Annotated in this window: 12 protein-coding genes; 8 read left to right on the top strand and 4 right to left on the bottom strand. The window is 51.8% G+C overall.

All coding sequences use genetic code 11. The features are described 5' to 3' along the window. The first annotated feature begins 8 nt into the window (after window positions 1–8). Window positions 9–1,028, top strand: coding sequence for an AraC family transcriptional regulator (locus WG68_RS17985; protein ID WP_046559112.1), 1,020 nt, complete (start codon window positions 9–11; stop codon window positions 1,026–1,028). Here the strand turns inward: WG68_RS17985 and WG68_RS17980 are convergent. Both WG68_RS17980 and WG68_RS17975 read right to left on the bottom strand, forming a co-directional pair. Beyond that, window positions 1,010–2,674, bottom strand: coding sequence for an amidohydrolase (locus WG68_RS17980; RefSeq protein ID WP_083981974.1), 1,665 nt, complete (start codon window positions 2,672–2,674; stop codon window positions 1,010–1,012). The two genes, WG68_RS17985 and WG68_RS17980, sit on opposite strands and share 19 nt — an antisense overlap. 191 nt (window positions 2,675–2,865) lie before the next feature. Beyond that, window positions 2,866–4,827 carry a pectate lyase family protein gene (locus tag WG68_RS17975; protein WP_046559125.1) on the bottom strand — a complete coding sequence of 654 codons (1,962 nt, stop codon included), beginning with the start codon at window positions 4,825–4,827 and terminating at the stop codon, window positions 2,866–2,868. 391 nt (window positions 4,828–5,218) lie between these two features. On the opposite strand from WG68_RS17975, the gene WG68_RS17970 reads away from it, so the two are divergent. After that, complete coding sequence (locus WG68_RS17970) at window positions 5,219–6,577, top strand: peptidoglycan DD-metalloendopeptidase family protein (RefSeq protein WP_046559111.1); 1,359 nt, start codon at window positions 5,219–5,221, stop codon at window positions 6,575–6,577. Window positions 6,578–6,595: 18 nt separating this feature from the next. Here WG68_RS17970 and WG68_RS17965 read toward each other — a convergent pair whose 3' ends face one another. Next, a complete protein-coding gene (locus WG68_RS17965) occupies window positions 6,596–7,966 on the bottom strand; it encodes a class II fumarate hydratase (protein WP_046559110.1) in 1,371 nt (456 codons plus the stop codon). 87 nt (window positions 7,967–8,053) lie between these two features. Continuing rightward, window positions 8,054–9,598, bottom strand: coding sequence for a S10 family peptidase (locus tag WG68_RS17960; RefSeq protein ID WP_235357782.1), 1,545 nt, complete (start codon window positions 9,596–9,598; stop codon window positions 8,054–8,056). A 192-nt stretch (window positions 9,599–9,790) separates the two neighbouring features. On the opposite strand from WG68_RS17960, the gene bfr (WG68_RS17955) reads away from it, so the two are divergent. From bfr (WG68_RS17955) to WG68_RS17930, 6 genes are all read left to right on the top strand, one after another. After that, a complete protein-coding gene (gene bfr, locus WG68_RS17955; RefSeq protein WP_046559109.1) occupies window positions 9,791–10,264 on the top strand; it encodes a bacterioferritin in 474 nt (157 codons plus the stop codon). Continuing rightward, on the top strand, window positions 10,265–10,732 hold the full coding sequence (bfr, locus tag WG68_RS17950) for a bacterioferritin (RefSeq protein WP_046559108.1): 468 nt from the start codon (window positions 10,265–10,267) through the stop codon (window positions 10,730–10,732). A gap of 156 nt (window positions 10,733–10,888) precedes the next feature. Beyond that, entirely contained in the window at window positions 10,889–13,027 is a 2,139-nt protein-coding gene (locus WG68_RS17945) for a S9 family peptidase (protein ID WP_083981972.1), read from the top strand. 146 nt (window positions 13,028–13,173) lie between these two features. Further along, window positions 13,174–14,028, top strand: a complete 855-nt coding sequence (locus WG68_RS17940) for a DMT family transporter (protein ID WP_046559107.1) — start codon at window positions 13,174–13,176, stop codon at window positions 14,026–14,028. A gap of 158 nt (window positions 14,029–14,186) precedes the next feature. Continuing rightward, a complete protein-coding gene (locus WG68_RS17935; protein WP_046559106.1) occupies window positions 14,187–15,077 on the top strand; it encodes a ZIP family metal transporter in 891 nt (296 codons plus the stop codon). A gap of 137 nt (window positions 15,078–15,214) precedes the next feature. Further along, on the top strand, window positions 15,215–18,091 hold the full coding sequence (locus tag WG68_RS17930; protein WP_046559105.1) for an insulinase family protein: 2,877 nt from the start codon (window positions 15,215–15,217) through the stop codon (window positions 18,089–18,091). Window positions 18,092–18,152 lie beyond the last annotated feature (61 nt).

The raw sequence follows: 18,152 nt of genomic DNA, 5'->3' as shown, positions 1-18,152 counted from the left end.
ACAGCAAGATGGCTTATCAGGTGTATTTACCCGGGCATTACCTGCGCAACTTACTGGATTTAGTACAAAGCCGTGGTGGCAACACTCAGGCGGTGCTGGCCAGTGCCGGCCTGAGTGAAACCCCGGATCAGCAGCTGCCAGCTGCGCTGAGCTGGCCGCAGTTTCAGGCAATCATTGCGCATAGTTGTGCAATGATTGAGGAGCCGGCGCTGGGTTTATATCTGGGCAGCCAGCTAACCATTACTACCCATGGTTTGTTAGGGCTGGCCACGATGAGCAGCCGTAACTTGCAGGAAGCCATAGAATTAATCTGTAAATTTACCGAAACTCGCAGCCCGTTACTGACGCTGAGCATGCAGATTCAGTCACAACAAGTGTGGCTGACGTTAACGGAGCTGCAGCCCCTGGGGAGCATCCGGCACTTTGTAGTAGAAACCTTTGCCGTGGCACTGCATGCCATTCTGGATTTTGTGTCAGCGCATCAATACCGCCTGCAAAGGCTGCAATTAGCTTTGCCTCGGCCAGACTACAGCGAGTTATATCAGGCGTTTTTTGCTTGTCCGGTCGAGTTTGCCGCTGCCGAACACCGCTTTATTATGCCGCTGGCCGATTTGAACATCGCCTCGCCCTGGGCCGATCGGCAGGTAAAAAGCCAGCTTACTGCGCAATGCGAGCAAGAGCTGCAGCGCTGGCAGCAAAGCCAGAGTATGACGGGGCTCATCCGGCTGATGCTGGGGCGCACCAAAGGGCGGATCCCCAGCATTGAGCAAGTAGCCAGTGAGTTTGCGCTATCCAGCCGCACGCTGCGCCGACGGCTGGCTGCGGAGCACACGCAATACCAACAATTGGTAGAAGACTGGCGGCAGCAAATGGCTGCGCAATACCTGCTGACCACCCGCTTACCCGTGCAGCAAATAGGCTACCTGCTAGGCTATGCCGACCCGGCCAACTTTGGCCGGGCTTTTCGGCGAGCGTATGGCCTGTCGCCGCAGCAATTCCGGCAGCAGGCTTATTCAGCTGATTGCTGATAGCGCAATTGGCCATGTACCCAGGTTTGTTCGGCTTGTACCTGCCATAACTGGCTGGGGTCGATGTTAAAAATATCCTGATCGACCAGGATAAAATCGGCCCAGCTGCCCGGCGCCAGCGTGCCCATGGCGTTTTCCTGAAAGGCACCATAGGCGGCGTCAACAGTAAACGAGCGCAGGGCTTCAACCAGCGTCAGGCGCTGCTCGGGTAGCCAGCCACCCTCTGGCTGGTTTTGCTGATCCTGCCGGGTAACCGAGGCATGCAGGCCATGAAACGGATTAGCCAGTTCTACCGGGAAATCTGAGCCGCCAACAATAATACTGCCCTGATCGATAAAACTACGCCAGGCATAAGCCCCCCTTAAGCGCGCTACACCGAGGCGATCGCCCGCCATGTTTTTATCTGAGGTGGCATGCACCGCTTGCATGGAAGGCAGTACATTGAGCGTTTTAAAACGCGGAATATCCTTTGGTGCCACTATCTGGGCGTGTTCTATGCGGTGGCGGCCGGCCAGCCGTTGTTCTGCGGTGGCCAGCTGCTCAAAGCGGTCCAGCGCCAGGCGGTTGGCTCTGTCACCAATGGCATGCACATTGGCCTGAAAGCCGGCATCAATGGTTAACTTGATAATCTGGCTTAGCGCATCGGGCTGGGTGACCAGTAAGCCGGTATGGCCTGGCTGATCGCTGTAATCGGCCAGCAAGGCGGCGCCGCGACTGCCCAGGGCGCCGTCACCATAAATTTTAACAGCGCGAATACTGAGCCAGTCGGCTGGCTCTTGCCAGATGCCGCCAGAGAGCCAGTCTGCCAAATCAGCATTGCGCGACGATAACATGGCGTAAATGCGCAGTGGCAATTTGCCGTCAGCCGCCAGCTGCTGATATAGCGTTGCCAGCTCGCTGCTGATGCCGGCATCGTGCACGCTGGTAATACCCAGCGACAGCAATTGGCCAAAAGCGGCTTGCAGGGCGCTGATGTTATCGGCTGTGCTGTTCGCTGGCAGCACCCGTTCCATGTAGCTGCGGGCGTTATTCATCAATACACCGGTCGGGTTGCCGGCGGCATCCCGGATAATTTTACCACCTGGTGGGTCCAGGGTGTCTTTGGTAATGCCCGCCAGTGCCAGCGCTTTGCTGTTAGCCCAGCCGGCATGGCCATCAATCCGGGTTAGCCAGACTGGCCGGTCGGGAATGGCTTCGTCCAGCAAGGCGGTGGTGGGGAACTGGTTGCTTTCCCACAACACCTGATTCCAGCCGCGGCCCTTAATCCAGGCAGCCTGCGGCTGGCTGTGGGCAAACTCAGCCACTACGTTAACTGCGGCTTCTTCACTTGGCTGACCACGTAAATCGGCCTGGCTTAGCTCTTCACCCAACCCCAGCAAGTGGCCGTGGCCGTCAATTAAACCGGGTAACAATGTTTTGCCGCCACCATCCAGCAGGCGGGCGTCGGTATAGTGTTGCCGCAGGCTGTTATCGCCACGGGCCAGCACTTTGCCACTGGCATCGTCAAACGCCAGCACGCTAAAGGACACCAGTGCACGTTCGGTGTTAAAACCATAGCCGGTAATATTGTGCAGCAACACGGTTTCTGCCAGTGTGGTGCCCGTTGCCAGCAGCAGCGGCAGCAGCATAAATTTGCAGTGTTTCATCGAAAACCTTGAATATTGTCAATAAGCTGGCGTTTACTATAGCAGCAATAACAATCAGGTGACATGGCACGCGGTTAGCGTGCAGTTTACTGCGGTAAAAGCCCGCATAAGGCAGAGAACTCGGGCTTACAGGGCATTAAAAACCCGGCATAAAGGCCGGGCTGGTTAAGGCTGATACCAAAACAGCACTGTTATGGTTGGTAACCGCTAATATCGCCAATGCCTGGTGGTAACAGGCCTTTTAACATGTCAGGGGTATAGGCACCGGCATCGGTCCAGATCACCCAGTCAATAATGCCTTTGTAGCTGCTGCTACCGGCGTCACCCAGTTGCAGGTAGTTGTCGGCAGCATTACTTGCCGGGCGCATGCTGACATTCTCCAGTGCCAGCAGAGGCGTATTATTACCCGCAACGTATAGCTCAACATTGCCGGTGGTGGGGGAACTCAGACTGATATTAAACTGGTAAACCCGGTACTGGCTCATATCCAGTGGATCTGGTTCGTTACCTTTGCCGGCAGTAACGGACGAGCCATTATCAGCGTTTTCCAGCTGGACCCCTGAGTTATTGCCATCACCGCGGAAAATAATTTTCAACCGGCTGCTGGCGCCAACAGGTTGTGCATCACCCAGGGCAATTTCGGTTTCCAGAATACGCTGGCCATCGCTATTGCCCTGCACGCCCATTAACAGGGTGAAGAACTTCGGATAGACACCGTCACTGGCTGCCACGTTGTCAATTTTGGCCCGGCTGCGATCAGCGCCATTGACCGTGCTGTCAAACGTCACAGTGCCATCACCATTGGCGCTGAAATGGTTCGGCTCGTCGACGCCACCACTTTGCTGCGGCACAAACTGGCTTAAACTGCCATCGGCCAATACCACTGCATCGGCGGTGAACGGGTCGGTATCAGCACTATAGCCATTCCAGTCTACGCTTGTTGGCGGTGCTACCGGCTCAATAGGTACCGGTTCTGGCTCGACGGGTGCTGGTGCTTCTGGCTCCGGTGCCGGACACAAGCCCGGGCTTGGTGGCGTGTCTATCACGCCCACGCCGGCGTAGCGCAATACGGTTTGTTTAACATTGTGCACCGGGATCAGGCTGCTTTGGTAATCGTAAGGCAGGTTAAGCTCGCCGGTCGATTGATTATTATCGGCAATCACCGAACCCGCAGCACCCGCTTCCCAGGTGATATTTTCAAAGAGATTGTCAATCAATTGCCAGAAACCAATTTCCTGGCTGTACATCGACATTACCGGGTTTTTCATATTGGCGAAATGGTTTTGCTCAATCCGGATCACTGCCCCCATTCTGGAGTTAATGCCGCTTTCCAGGGCGCCATCGTAAAAGTTATTGTAGATATGCCCCTGACCAAAGCGGAACAGCGGCAGGCGCGAATTCACGTTGTACCAGTGGTTGTGGTGGTAGGTCAGGGTGCGTGGATGGTTATCGCTATCTGACGACCCGACCAATGAGGTTTTCCAGCTATTATGAAATTTATTAAAGGAAATGGTAATAAACCTGGCATCGCCCTTTGCATCAACCAGGCCATCGTAATAGTCTTTTACCTGATCTTCAGTCAGGGAGGGGTCATCTACCGTTAAGCTGTTATAAATTTCGTTGTGGTCAATCCAGATATTACTCACCGGCCCTTCCAGGCTGATGCCATCGCCCGGTGCCCCCAAATTGGCCCGCACATGGTGGATGCGCAGGTTACGGATAATAATGTTGTTGGCTCGCACAATATTAAAGCCGATACCGGCCATTTCGCCCTGGCTGCCTAAACCAATAATGGAGATATCAGACACATCTTTAATATCTATCCGGCTGTCTTTGGCATTTTGCAGCGTGATAGGGCCGTTTACCCAGATGGTTAATGGCCGGTTCGGATCTTTATTCTTAATGGCGTTAATCATCTCTTCGCCGGTACAGACGATAACGTCCACTTTATTGTCGCCACTGCCCCCTGTAGTGCCGCCGTTTTCGGCAGCAAAACCATAGACGGTATCAAAATCGGTTAACAACAGCGCGCTGGTATCCGGGGGTGGCGGTGGTGCCGCCACGATCGGCTCTGGCTCCGGGTCGCTGCTGCTGTTGCAGGCGGCCAGCAAGATACTGCTTAACAGCACTGCGACAATACGTTTGTTGTACATAATTATACCCTCTGATTTCATTCATTATTTTTATAAGTGTTGCGACCTGAATTATTTTGTCTACCGGTGGCATTTTTGGTTTGAGATTGCACTGAAAAATACCTGAGGTGTCAGGCCGGCGTTTTCAGTTATGACGAATGTCGGGCAGGTGGGCAAACTTTTTGCGTTTAGTGGCTAACATTTGTGCAATAAATTTCGTATCTGGCATAAAACAACAGCTATATCGTGTTTTGTCGGTTACTCCGACAGCAACTGACATTTTGCCGGGGATGCAAATAGCTTAGATAAGCCGTAAAATGAACTTTGCAGCAATATTGGTTACTTACTGGATTGGAACAAAATGACTTATGGTCAGCACGTGCCGTCAGCCCTGAATTTAAAAGTGTAGTAGATGTTATTGAACTTATATCACCAGCTGCGGCGCCGATTGCCGCTGTTTCATCAGCGTATGATAGTGTTGAGCTTCTCACTATTGGTTGTGCTGCTTGCCTGGCCTCAGCCGCGCAGTGTTAATTTAAAGCTGTCATCGCTGCTGTTTGCCGAGGGGCTAATGTTCAGTCAGCGCCAGAGCCACCTGCTGGCTAGCGACGACTGGCTGGCCCGCTGGCAGTATTGGGTGCAGCCAGCAGCGGCAGAAGACCCATACCTTAAAATGTATGACATAGTAGCGGGAGATAGCTTAAGCCGGATATTTCAGCGCTTTGGCTTTGGCTATAGCCAGGTACAACGCATCATGGCTGCCGATGAGTCGCTGCTGGCGCTGGACATATTGCGGCCGGGTAATCGTTTAACACTGCAGTTGGATGAGCAGCTGCAATTGCTGAGTATGGAATTGTATATTCATGCCGGCAAACGGGTGTTATATCAACGTGACGACAGTGGTGAATTCAGTTATCAGGAGCTCATTGACGAGGGCCGTTGGCAAAGCGACATTTTACTGGGTGAAATTCATGGTAGCTTTTATGTCTCGGCAAAACAGGCCGGACTGACTGATTTTGACATTGCTAACATTAATCAGCTGTTTCGGGAGCGGTTAAATTTCCGGCGCGATATTCAGGCCGGTGCCATGCTGCAGGTGGTGCGCAGTGATAATTATGTCGGTGACGAGAGTACCGGCTTAAGCCGGATTGAAGGCGTGCGGATTATTAACCGTCGCCAGACGTTCAGCGCGTTTTTGCATAGCGATGGCCAGTTTTATGATGAAAAAGGCGAAAGTCTGGAGCGGGCGTTTTCACGTTACCCGTTACAACGCCAGTTTGCGGTAAGTTCGGCGTTCAACCCGCGCCGGCTGCACCCTGTAACCAAACGGGTGTCACCGCATAACGGTACTGACTTCAGAACCCCGATAGGTACGCCAGTGCTGGCGCCGGCCGATGGCGTGGTGACCCGCATCGAAAATCATCCTTTTGCTGGCAAGTATATCGAAATACAGCATTTTGGTAGCTACAAAACCCGCTATCTGCACTTAGACCGCTTTCTGGTGAAGCGCGGCCAGCAAGTCAACCGCGGCCAACGCATAGCGTTATCTGGCAATACCGGCCGCTCGACCGGCCCTCACCTGCACTACGAGCTGCATATTAATAACCGGCTGGTAAACCCGATGACCGCCAATATTCCACTGGCGCGGCCGGTGCCGGCCGAGAGTCGGGCTGCATTTGCTGAACGGGTAAGCTTCCTGACAGATTTAATGCTGCAACAAAGCTTACTGGCGCGGCAACCTGAGGCTGATAACCCGACGGCGCCGCAGTAACAGTCTGCGCTGCATGATCTAATGCTTACCGGTCAGTTTGGCCGGATTAAGCAAATCCTGCAGCTGCTGCTGGCTTAAATTGGTTTGCTCCAGAGCGACGTCCAGTACCGGCCGCTGTTGCTGATAGGCTTGCTTGGCAATGGCCGCCGCTTGCTCATAGCCAATAATTGAATTTAAGGCAGTAACCAGAATGGGGTTTTTATCCAGCGACTGGGCAATATTAGCCTCGTTTAGTTTAAAGCCGCTAATCGCTTTGTCGGCCAGTGCCAGGCAGCCGTTGCTTAACAGCTCAATACTCTGCAGTAAGTTATAGCCAATGACCGGCAGCATCACGTTCAGTTCAAAATTGCCTGACTGGCCAGCCACAGTAATAGTGCTATCGTTGCCGATCACTTGCGCACACAGCATGGCAACGGCTTCCGGGATCACCGGGTTTACTTTCCCCGGCATAATAGATGAACCTGGTTGCAACGCCGGCAATGCAATCTCGGCCAGGCCGGCCAGCGGCCCGGAGTTCATCCAGCGCAAGTCGTTGCTTATTTTCAGCAGCGCCACGGCCAGCGTTTTTAAGGCGCCGGAGCAGGCCACGGCTAAATCTTGTGAACTGATATTAAAGAAAAAATCGGCGCTGGCACTGAGCTTTAAGCCGGTATCCTGGCTTAGCTTGTGCGCAACGTTGGCGGCAAATTGCGGGTGAGTATTCACGCCGGTACCCACCGCCGTGCCGCCTAGTGCCAATTGCTGCAAGCTGGGTAGCTGCTGTTGTAACAGTTGCTCGGCGTGTGCCAGCTGGCTTTGCCAGCCGCCCAGTACCTGCTCAAAGCGCACTGGCATCGCATCCATTAAATGGGTGCGACCGGTTTTAACAATGGCGCCAACCTGCTGACTTTTCAGCACTAATGCCGCCTGGATATGTCGCAGCGCCGGAATCAACTGGTTGTGGATGGCCAGGGCACTGCTTAGCTGAATGGCAGTGGGGATCACATCGTTGCTGCTCTGGCCGGCATTAACGTGGTCATTCGGGTGAACGGGCTGGCCCAGCTGTTTACTGGCCAGGGTTGCCAGTACTTCATTGACATTCATATTGCTGCTGGTGCCTGAGCCTGTTTGAAATACGTCTAGCGGGTAGTGCTGCATATCGGTGGCGGCCAGTTGCTGCTCAGCGGCCTGGATAATAGCCGCTGCAATAGCGCCGTCCAGCATACCCAGCTCGCTGTTGGCTGCGGCCGCGGCTTTTTTAATTTGCAGCATGGCCTGGATAAAAGGCCGGGGTAAGGTAAGGGGGCTGAAAGTAAAGTTATTCAGGGCACGCTGGGTCTGCGCCTGATACAGGGCATTGGCGGGTACCTGTAATTCGCCCATGCTGTCATGTTCAATCCGGGTTGCCATTGCGGGCTCCTTTGCCTTATCAATGTTAGGGCTGAACGTATAGCATGGGCTCCTTTTAGTCGGTTCTCAAGGCTTGCAACAGAGAACTTAGTATTTTGCCGCCTCACCCGCTTTAGGTAGGGCGTTTAAAATAAACTGCCGCAAGTCGTCATTCGATTTTTTTAAATCTTCAGCGCGCAAATACATCATATGGCCGCTGCGATAACCTTTAAAGCTCATACGGTGTTTCATTTTGCCACTGGGGTCTAATTGCCACATATTGTACTTGGCATCAAAGTAGTTGGTAGCACCGTCATAGTAGCCCGACTGGGTTAACACTTGCAGGTAGGGGTTTTGGGCCATCGCCTGGCGCAGGTTCTCACCGGTGTTGTCGTTGGTTCGGTCCCATGGATGCACCGGGCCAAACATGTTGTATTTAATGTCGGTTTTGTAGTTCAGCTCGGTACGCAGGTAATGGTTAATCGCCGGGGTGAACGAGTGCAGCCAGGAAGTCAGTTCGGCCCAGTAGTCCGGTTGGGCGCCGACGTCGTTTTTATCAAGCCCCAGATAGCGTGAATCCAGCCGGCCGATAGTCTGGCCGCGGTCACGCAGCAGCTCTTTCCAGAAATAACTGGTGCTGATATCCAGATTACTGCGCAACACGTTTTGCACGCTGATGCCTGAATAGCGGCTGACCTGCTCAGCAATCTGCTGTTTTTCGCTGTCGCTAATCATATTGCCCTTGGCCAGTGCCGGTAGATACTGGTTAAGGGTAAAGGCTTCTACCTCAGGCAGAATGTCGTATAAATCTTGTTGCTGTAAATCGGCGGCCAGCATCTGGTGATACCAGGCGGTAGCGGCAAAATAAGGCAGGCGGTTAGCCGCTTTTACCGGGCCGTCCCGGCTGATACCAATATCGGTCGGCGACACCAGCACCACGCCATTTAAATACATCCACTGCTGGTTTTGCAGGGCCAGGGCCAGGCCAGCTACCCGGGTGGTACCATAGCTTTCACCAATTAAAAACTTAGGTGAGCTCCAGCGCTGATAGCGGCTGACAAAGCTGTTAATCCACTCGGCCAGATAGGTCACATCGGCATTAGTACCAAAAAACATTTTCTGTTGCTGATCTTTACCAGGCATTTTGCCGTCTTTATCCGGCAGTACCCGCGAGTAACCGGTATTTACCGGGTTAACAAACACGATATCGGCCACATCTAACACCGAGTGCGGGTTGCTTTTAACCCCATACGGCTGAATGGGATAGCCTTCGTCATCGACATTCAGAGATTTAGGACCGGTATAGGCCACGTGCATCCAGACCGACGCTGAGCCCGGGCCGCCATTAAACGAAATCAGCAGTGGGCGTTTGGCCGTATCTTTAATATCAGTGCGTTGATAGTAAGTGTAAAACAGGGTTGCGGTTGGGTTGCCTTCGCTGTCCCAGACCGGTTGGGTGCCGGTATAGGCGTTGTAATTCACCCGTTTGCCGTTAATTTCGGTGCGGTGTTCGGTGACAACCACCGAGTCGGCGTCAATTCGAATGGGTTCGGCAGCAGCCAGTTGCCAGCTGGCAGTCAGCAGGGCGGCAAGCAGGCCGCTAATTTTAATAAAGTGCAGCATAAACAGCTCTCTTGGTTGTAAGGTTGGCATTACTGTACTGGTAAACCGCAGTGCTGCGAAGCGCGATGCGACTGACAACCGTTTTGCAGGATAACCTGACAGCACACCGGATGAAAATACGAATACTTATTAATTGTATCGTGATGATTTTAAAAGTAATTTTGCTTAAAAGCAGCTAATAGCCTAAGCTTAAACCATTGTTACCGCTAACGGAGCCGCATTATGCAAGGCAATCCCAAAGTACTTAGTAAACTAAATGAAGTACTTACCTTTGAACTGACCTCAATTAATCAGTATTTTCTGCATGCCCGCATTTATAAAAACTGGGGGCTGCAGGCATTAAATGACGTTTGCTATAAAAAATCGATAAAGGACATGAAGCAGGCCGATCAGCTGATTGAACGTATTTTAATGCTGGACGGCTTACCTAATTTACAAGCGCTGGGCAAATTACGTATCGGCGAAGACACCGAAGAAATGCTGCAATGCGATAAAGACTTTCAGCATGAGCAATTGCCGTTGCTGCGTGAGGCCATTGCCCTGTGCGAAACCGAGCAAGATTATGTCAGCCGCGATATGCTGACGGAGTTACTGGAATATGAAGAAGAGCATTTAGACTGGCTGGAAACCCAGCAGCATCAAATCAGCGTAATGGGGCTGGCCAATTACCTGCAAGCTCAGCTGGGAGGCAATTAGATGAAGGGCAATCAACAGGTTATAGCGGCATTAAATGAACTGCTAGCCAATGAACTGGCAGCGATGGATCAGTATTTTATTCATTCGCGGATGTATCATGACTGGGGTCTGCACAAATTATTCGAGCGGATTGACCATGAATTTGACGATGAAAAAGGCCATGCCTCCAAACTGATTGAGCGCATTATCTTTTTGGAAGGCACGCCCGATTTAAAGAATCGCGATAGCATTCAGGTAGGCAAAGATGTGCCCGCTATGTTGCAAAACGACCTGAATGTGGAATATACGGTGGCGAAATTGCTGAAAAAGACCATGGCCTTGTGCGAAAAAGAGCAGGACTACGTTAGTCGCGCCATGCTGCAGCAGTTGCTGGACGACACCGAGAATGACCATGCTCACTGGCTGGAGCAACAATTGCGATTGATTAAATTGTTAGGTCTGGAAAATTACCTGCAATCGCAAATGTAATGTCACCGCATCAGTAAAATATACGCCTCAACGCCAGCAGCCTGTTCACTGCTGGCGTTTTTATTACACTCGCTTACACTTTTTCAGCTGCTGGTTTTAGCCTCTGCCGATAGCTTTATGTTACTTTTGTGCAAATTTTTTATTTGAGACATTTATATGCAAAAAAAACAGCTTTCACTGTTATTGGCTGCCAGCCTTGTTAGCAGCTGCTGGCTTCAGGCTGCAGAAATCAGCCGTACCCAAACCACTGCCCCTGTTGCAGTGCAGCAGCCCTACAACGTTAGCTCGCCGCATGGCGACCGGCAGGACCCTTACTACTGGCTACGTGATGACAGCCGCACCTCGCCAACGGTGCTGGATTACTTACATCAGGAAAACGATTATGTAGCCGCCTATGCCAAAGCCTATCAGCCGCTGACTGACAAACTCACCGATGAAATTATTGGCCGGATCAAGCAAGACGACAGCTCAGTGCCTTATAACAAAGGCGATTACAGCTATTACAGCCGTTTTGAAACCGGTAAGGAATACCCGATTTACGCCCGTAAATCACTTAAAGATGGCAGCGAGCAGGTGATGCTGGACCTGAATAAACTGGCCGCTGGCAAAGACTTTTATCAGGTCGCCAACTGGCAGGTAAGTCCGGATCAAAACCTGCTGGCGTATCTGGAGGACAGTAGTGGCCGGCGCCAGTACAGCCTGAAAATTCGTGACTTACGCACCGGTCAGGATTTAGCCGATGAGCTTACCGGCTTATCACGCAGCCTGGCCTGGGCGGCAGATAATCAAACGCTGTATGTTATTCAGAACGACCCGGTTACCTTGTTAAGCACCACGGTATTGCAACACAAGCTGGGTAATACTGCTGCTCAGGCAAAAGCCGTATATCAGGAGCCAGATAACAGTTTTTATTTAAGCCTTGGTAATAGCGGTGATGATCAGTATGTGATGGTGACCTCAGAAAGTACGGTATCAACAGAAATCCGGGTGCAGCCGAGCAACGCGCCGCACAGTAGCTTTCAGGTTATCGCGCCGCGTCAGCGTGACGTTAAGTATGGCGCCGAGCATCATCAGGGCCGCTGGATCATCCGTACCGATTGGGATGCGCCGAATTTCCGGTTAATGACTGTTGCTGCCGACAAGCTTGGCGATCGCAACCAGTGGCAGCAGTTGCTGCCACATGATCAGCAAGTCTTTTTGCAGGGCTTTCAGGTATTTGATCACTACCTGGCGCTCAGTGAGCGTAGCGACGGCTTGCGCCGGATCAGAGTGATGCCATGGCAGGCACCTGATAAAGCCTACTATATTGCCTCAGATGAAGCGGCTTACGTTACCGGTTTTCAGATAAACCCTGAACAAAATACCCATTGGTTGCGCTACAGCTACACCTCGCTGACCACCCCAAACAGTGTTTATCAGCTGAATATGCAAACCGGTGAAAAGCAATTGTTAAAGCAAACCGAGGTACTCGGAGGCTTTGATCAGAACAACTATGTTACTGAGCGGGTATGGGCGAGCGCCGCTGATGGCGTGAAAGTACCGGTATCGCTGCTGTATCGTCAAGGCACCAAGCGCGATGGCACGGCGCCGTTGTATCAGTATGCCTATGGCTCTTATGGCAGTTCTTCCGATCCGTCGTTTCGCTCTACCGTATTGTCTCTGGTAGACCGCGGTTTTGTCTATGCTATCGCCCATATTCGTGGCGGCCAGGAAATGGGCCGGCATTGGTATGAAGATGGCAAACTGTTGAACAAAGTAAATACCTTTACCGATTACATAGCAGTGACTGATTATCTGGTTGCCAATAACTATGTGGCTAAAGATAAAGTATTTGGCATGGGCGGCAGCGCCGGCGGCTTATTGATGGGCGCGGTGGCCAATATGGCGCCGGAAAAGTATCGGGCCTTGGTTGCCCATGTGCCTTTTGTTGACGTGGTTACCACCATGCTGGACGAGAGCATTCCGCTGACCACCAACGAGTTTGATGAGTGGGGCAACCCGAAAGAAAAAGTGTACTACGACTATATGCTGGCTTATTCGCCTTATGATCAGGTGAGCAAACAGGCTTATCCGGCGATCTTAGTCACCACCGGCTTATATGACTCGCAAGTGCAGTATTTTGAACCGGCGAAGTGGGTGGCAAAATTACGCACACATAAAACCGATCAAAACCCACTGCTGTTTAAAACCAATATGGAAGCGGGCCACGGCGGCAAGTCGGGGCGTTTCTCGCGCCTGGCTGAGTTTGCCCAGGAATACGCCTTTATTCTGAACCTGCTGGGTATGGAAGAATAAAAGCCGCCAGTACAAGACCATGCCGGGCCTTCAGTGCCCGGCATTTTTTTACTACCATTTATGAATTTACTTTGAGCCCATTTATGTGAATCTCCCGGTTTAAGTGTTAACTTGGCTTAGTCAGTTTGGTTTTCGAAGGCCTTGCAATGCCCCATACCCGTGTCGTGACTTTAACCCTGATGGCACTCATCGCCTTTGCTGGTAACTCGTTGTTGTGTCGTGCTGCATTGGCGCATACCGAGATTGATGCGGCCAGCTTTACTAGTATCCGGCTGGTGTCTGGTGCCTTGGTGCTGTGGGCTTTGGTGGTATTGCGCAACAGCCGCGGGGTACGTTGTGACGGTAACTGGCTGTCAGCACTGGCGCTGTTTATTTACGCTGCGGGGTTTTCCTTTGCTTATATACAACTAAATACCGGGGTGGGGGCGCTGATCCTGTTCGGCGCGGTGCAAGCCAGCATGATAGCTTATGGTCTGTGGCGTGGTGAACGCTTTAGTGGGATACAGTGGCTGGGCTTACTGTTGGCGTGTGCTGGTCTTGTTGGTTTGTTGTTGCCCGGGCTCGCGGCACCGCCGCTTTCGGCCGCTATGTTGATGTTAGTCGCCGGTGTAGCTTGGGGCGTTTACTCGTTGCGCGGTAAAGGCGCAGCGGACCCACTGCAGGTAACTGCCGGCAATTTTTGGCGTACGGTGCCTATGGCACTGCTGCTAAGTCTGCTGTTATTAAATCAGGCGTCATTCGACAGGGCGGGGGTGTGGTTTGCGCTGCTATCCGGGGCATTAACCTCGGGTGTGGGTTATGCTATCTGGTACAGTGCCTTGCCGTTGTTAAAATCGGCCACTGCGGCCACGGTGCAATTAAGTGTGCCACTGCTGGCTGCGCTGGTTGGCGTGTTGTTATTGCAAGAACCGGTAACTCTGCGGTTGTTACTGGCCGGCCTGGCCATTGTGGGCGGGATTGCGTTGGTCGTGTTGGTAAAAATCGCGCCGCCTGCTGAATAAGTATCCACTTAAGTAGCCATCACAGCTCACTACGCCAACCGCTTTACTTTTTCGTAATGATAATTATCATCAACTGCGTGGGCGGACTCAACACCTATACTTAAGCTTTTTAAGATTATTAACTGGCCACCGGCTAACCGGTGGCAGCAGGAGCAGGTATGAAGCTATCGTTGCTGCAGCCACCATGGCTGAGTGGCCGCAAGATATTGGGTACCCTTATTATCGTGCTGGGCGCCAGCTATGCCTTACAGCAGCTGGTGCTGCTAATGCAACAGCAGCAGAATGTACGTTATGCGTTTTATGCCGGCATGCTGGCCGCTGGCGCCACCGCTGCCGGCGCTTTGCCTGCATTATTCTTGCGACAATTATCGCAAAAACTGCACGACATGATGCTGGGCTTTGGCGCCGGGGTGATGCTGGCTGCCTGTATGTTTTCACTGATTGTGCCGGCGCTGGCGATACTGGAACTAACTGGTGCGTCATCGTGGCGCAGCTCAGGCAGTGTTGCCCTGGCTATCATGCTGGGGGCCGCGTTAATGTTGCTGGTGGAACGCTTAGTGCCACATCAGCACTTTATCAAAGACGAAGAGCGGGCTCTTGGCCAGAAACTGCGGCGCAGCTGGTTATTTGTATTTGCCATTATTCTGCATAACATTCCGGAAGGGCTGGCCATTGGCGCGTCCTATGCCAGTGGTGACCTGGCTGCTGCCAATGCATTAGCTACCGGTATTGCCATTCAGGATATCCCCGAAGGGCTGGTGGTAGCAATGGCGCTGCTGGCGGCAGGTTACAGCCGGACACTGGCAGTCAGTATCGCAGTGCTGTCGGGGCTGACCGAGCCGGTTATGGCGATTATTGGCGCTGTGGTACTGGGCGATTCCAGCTTGTTGTTACCCTGGGGCCTGGCCCTGGCAGCTGGCGCCATGTTGTTTGTGATAAGCCACGAGATGATCCCGGAGTCACACCGGCAAGGGCATGAACTGCCGGCTACCACGGGCCTGATGCTGGGGTTTGTATTAATGATGCTGCTGGATACTGCACTGGGTTAATCAGCTTTTACTGCCGGACACATTTTATTACAATCTGCTGACAGGCTTTGCTGGCAGCTTGCTTGCCTATTCATTACATTATGCCTTACAAAATTTCACATTTGCGCGATGCGTAATGATTTATCACAGGTATCCTAATGAAAAAAATATTTGTTATCAGCGCTGTAGCCATAGCTGTGCTGACGGGCTGTGCAACAGAGCGTACTAGTGTAACGGCAGAGCAGCGCGTTCAGCAACAGGTTGCTGGCCAGATATTGGTTAGCCCGAACGACGAACGTGCCTATAAGACGCTGGTTTTGCCCAACCAGTTAGAGGTGATTTTGGTGTCTGATGCTACGACAGAAAAATCAGCAGCCTCACTTAGCGTTGGTGTCGGCTTGCTGCAAGACCCGATGAGCCAGCAAGGCATGGCACACTATCTGGAGCATATGCTTTTTTTAGGTACAGAACGTTACCCGGATCCGGCCGAATACTTTAACTTTATGACTCAAAACGGCGGCGCCGCCAACGCTTATACCTGGCTGGATATCACTAACTACATGTTCCAGGTGAATAATCCGTCATTTGATGAAGCGCTGGATCGTTTTTCTGATTTTTTTAAAGCGCCGCTATTATTACCAGAATATTCAGAAAAAGAGCGCAATGCGGTTAATGCAGAATGGTCAATGCGCCGGGAAATGGATTTTTTCGGCCAGTTTAAGCTGGCGCGCTCTATGTTTGGCGAGCATCCGGCTAACCGCTTTTTAATTGGTAACCTGGAAACCCTCAGCGATAAAGAGGGTAGTAAGCTGCATGAAGAAACGGTTAAGTTTTATCAGGATTACTATTCTGCCAACACCATGAAGTTGGCGCTGGTCAGCAACTTACCGTTGGCAGAAATGGAATTATTAACCCGCAAGCATTTTGGCGCTATTGAAAACAAAAATATTGCGAAACCGGCAGTTGAAACTGCACTGAATTATCAGAACTTTGGTGCCAAGCGGGTGCATTATGTGCCGAATGAAGATGTAAAACAGCTGAAGCTGGATTTCACTATCAGCAATAACAGTGCTGAATTTGCAGTAAAACCCAACGAGTTTATTACCTATTTGCTCGGATCTGAAATGCCCGGCACGCCGGCCGAACAACTAAAAGCGCTGGGGTTAATTTCATCATTATCGGCTTATTCTGACCCGGCAGCCTATGGCAACTATGGCCATTTGAGCATCAATATTAATTTAACTGACAGCGGTATGGCGCAGCGCGAAGCCATTATCGCAACAGTGATGCAGTATCTGGAGCTGATTAAGCAAGAAGGCGTCGACAGCAAGTATTTTAATGAGATCCAAACCAGCCTGGCCAACCGCTTTCGCTTCCTGGAGAAAAGCGATGGTTTTGACTATGTTTCCAATCTGGCGCACGCCATGCAGTTTGTGCCGGCCCAGCATGCGGTTAACGCCAACTATCATTATGAGCGATTTGATGCCGCGGCCATTAATAAGGTACTAACGCAACTTACCCCACAAAGCCTGCGGGTTTGGTATATCAGCCAGCAGGAGCCATTTGACAGTGAGCTGCATTTCTATAACGGCCGCTACAAAATTGCCGATATCAGCGAGCAGGAAATTGCCAGCTGGCAGCAAAGCCCGATTGCCCTGAATTTGCCAGCGGTTAACCGCTTGTTGCCTGAGAACTTTGAGCTACGTAGCGCAGTAAAAGCCGATACACCCGAGCTGGTAGTGGAGGATAAAGGTATTAAAGCCTGGTTGTATCCCAGCCAGCAATTCGCCAGCCAGCCACGCGGTCGCCTGAATATTTTTCTGAATAGCCCGGTAGCGTTGCAGGATGCTAACGCCAAAGTGATGCTGGCGCTATGGCGTGATTTATACAATTTAGAGCAAAGTGTGCTGGCAACGGAAGCATCCGTTGCCGGGATGGAGCTGCGGCTAAGCGATAGCAATGGCTTGTTACTGAACATTGGCGGTTTTACTGATAAGCAGCCGCAATTGCTGCAACAGGCACTGGCAGGTTTAGTACCTCAGGTGACGGATGAGCGCTTTAGCCAGGCGGTAGACCGTTACGTAAGGGGTATTCGCAATTTAGACCGCCGCTTTCCATTCCAGCAGGCCTTTATGGCATTTAATGGCGTGTTCCGCGGCGGCAACTACAACAACGAGCAGTTAATCGCCAGTGCCGAACAGCTAACAGCGGCAGACTTACAACAGTTTATGCAGCAGGTACTGGCGAAACATCAGGCGCGTGTTTTTGCCTTTGGTAATTATAACCAGGCTGATGTGCAGCAACTGGTCAACACCCTGGCTGCGGCCTTGCCAGCAGCGCGCACTAGCATACCTTATAGCCGTAGCCCGGTATGGCAGCCAGCAGCAGGCGAAGTGATCAGTCTGCAACAGGATTTAGTCGTGGCAGATGTGGCTCTGGTGGATATGCATATTCACCCTGATCCGTCGGTAAAACAGTTGGCCCGAGCCCGCTTATTGCAAGGGCACTTCTCTAATCAGGCATTTGATAAACTGCGTACTGAAGAACAACTGGCCTATGCGGTAGGTGGTACGGCAGTCACGCTGGAAGATTACACAGGCTTTGGGTTGTACATTCAAACACCGGTGAAGTCAGTTGCCGACATGCAGCAGCGCTTTGATGAATTTAAGCAGCAATACTGGCAAACCCTGCAACAGCTGGATAACGCCAGTTTTGAGCAACTGAAACAAAGCCTGCTGGTAACGTTAAAAGAGCCGCCAAAAAACCTGCAGGAAGAAATGGCACCATTGTTAAGCGATTGGTATCAGGAAAAGTTTGCCTTTGATAGCCTGCAAAAACTAATTGCTGAAGTTGAGCAACTTACCCTGGCTGATGTACAGGCGTTTTATCAGCAAACGCTGTTAAACCCGGCAGCGGCAAGGATTTCGGTGCAAATGCGTGGTACCGGCTTTAACCAGCAGCCTTTTGCCAAAATTGACGGGCAGCAGGTGATCACTGATCTGGCTGAGTTTCATCGCCGGATGAAAACTCAGTAATCGGTTGGCCTATTACCAAAACGCAGCTTCGGCTGCGTTTTTTTTGAAAATAGTTTGAGTA

Source organism: Arsukibacterium ikkense (genome assembly GCF_000987775.1).
GTDB lineage: Bacteria > Pseudomonadota > Gammaproteobacteria > Enterobacterales > Alteromonadaceae > Alishewanella > Alishewanella ikkense.
This window is presented reverse-complemented; position numbering and strand designations above follow the sequence as displayed.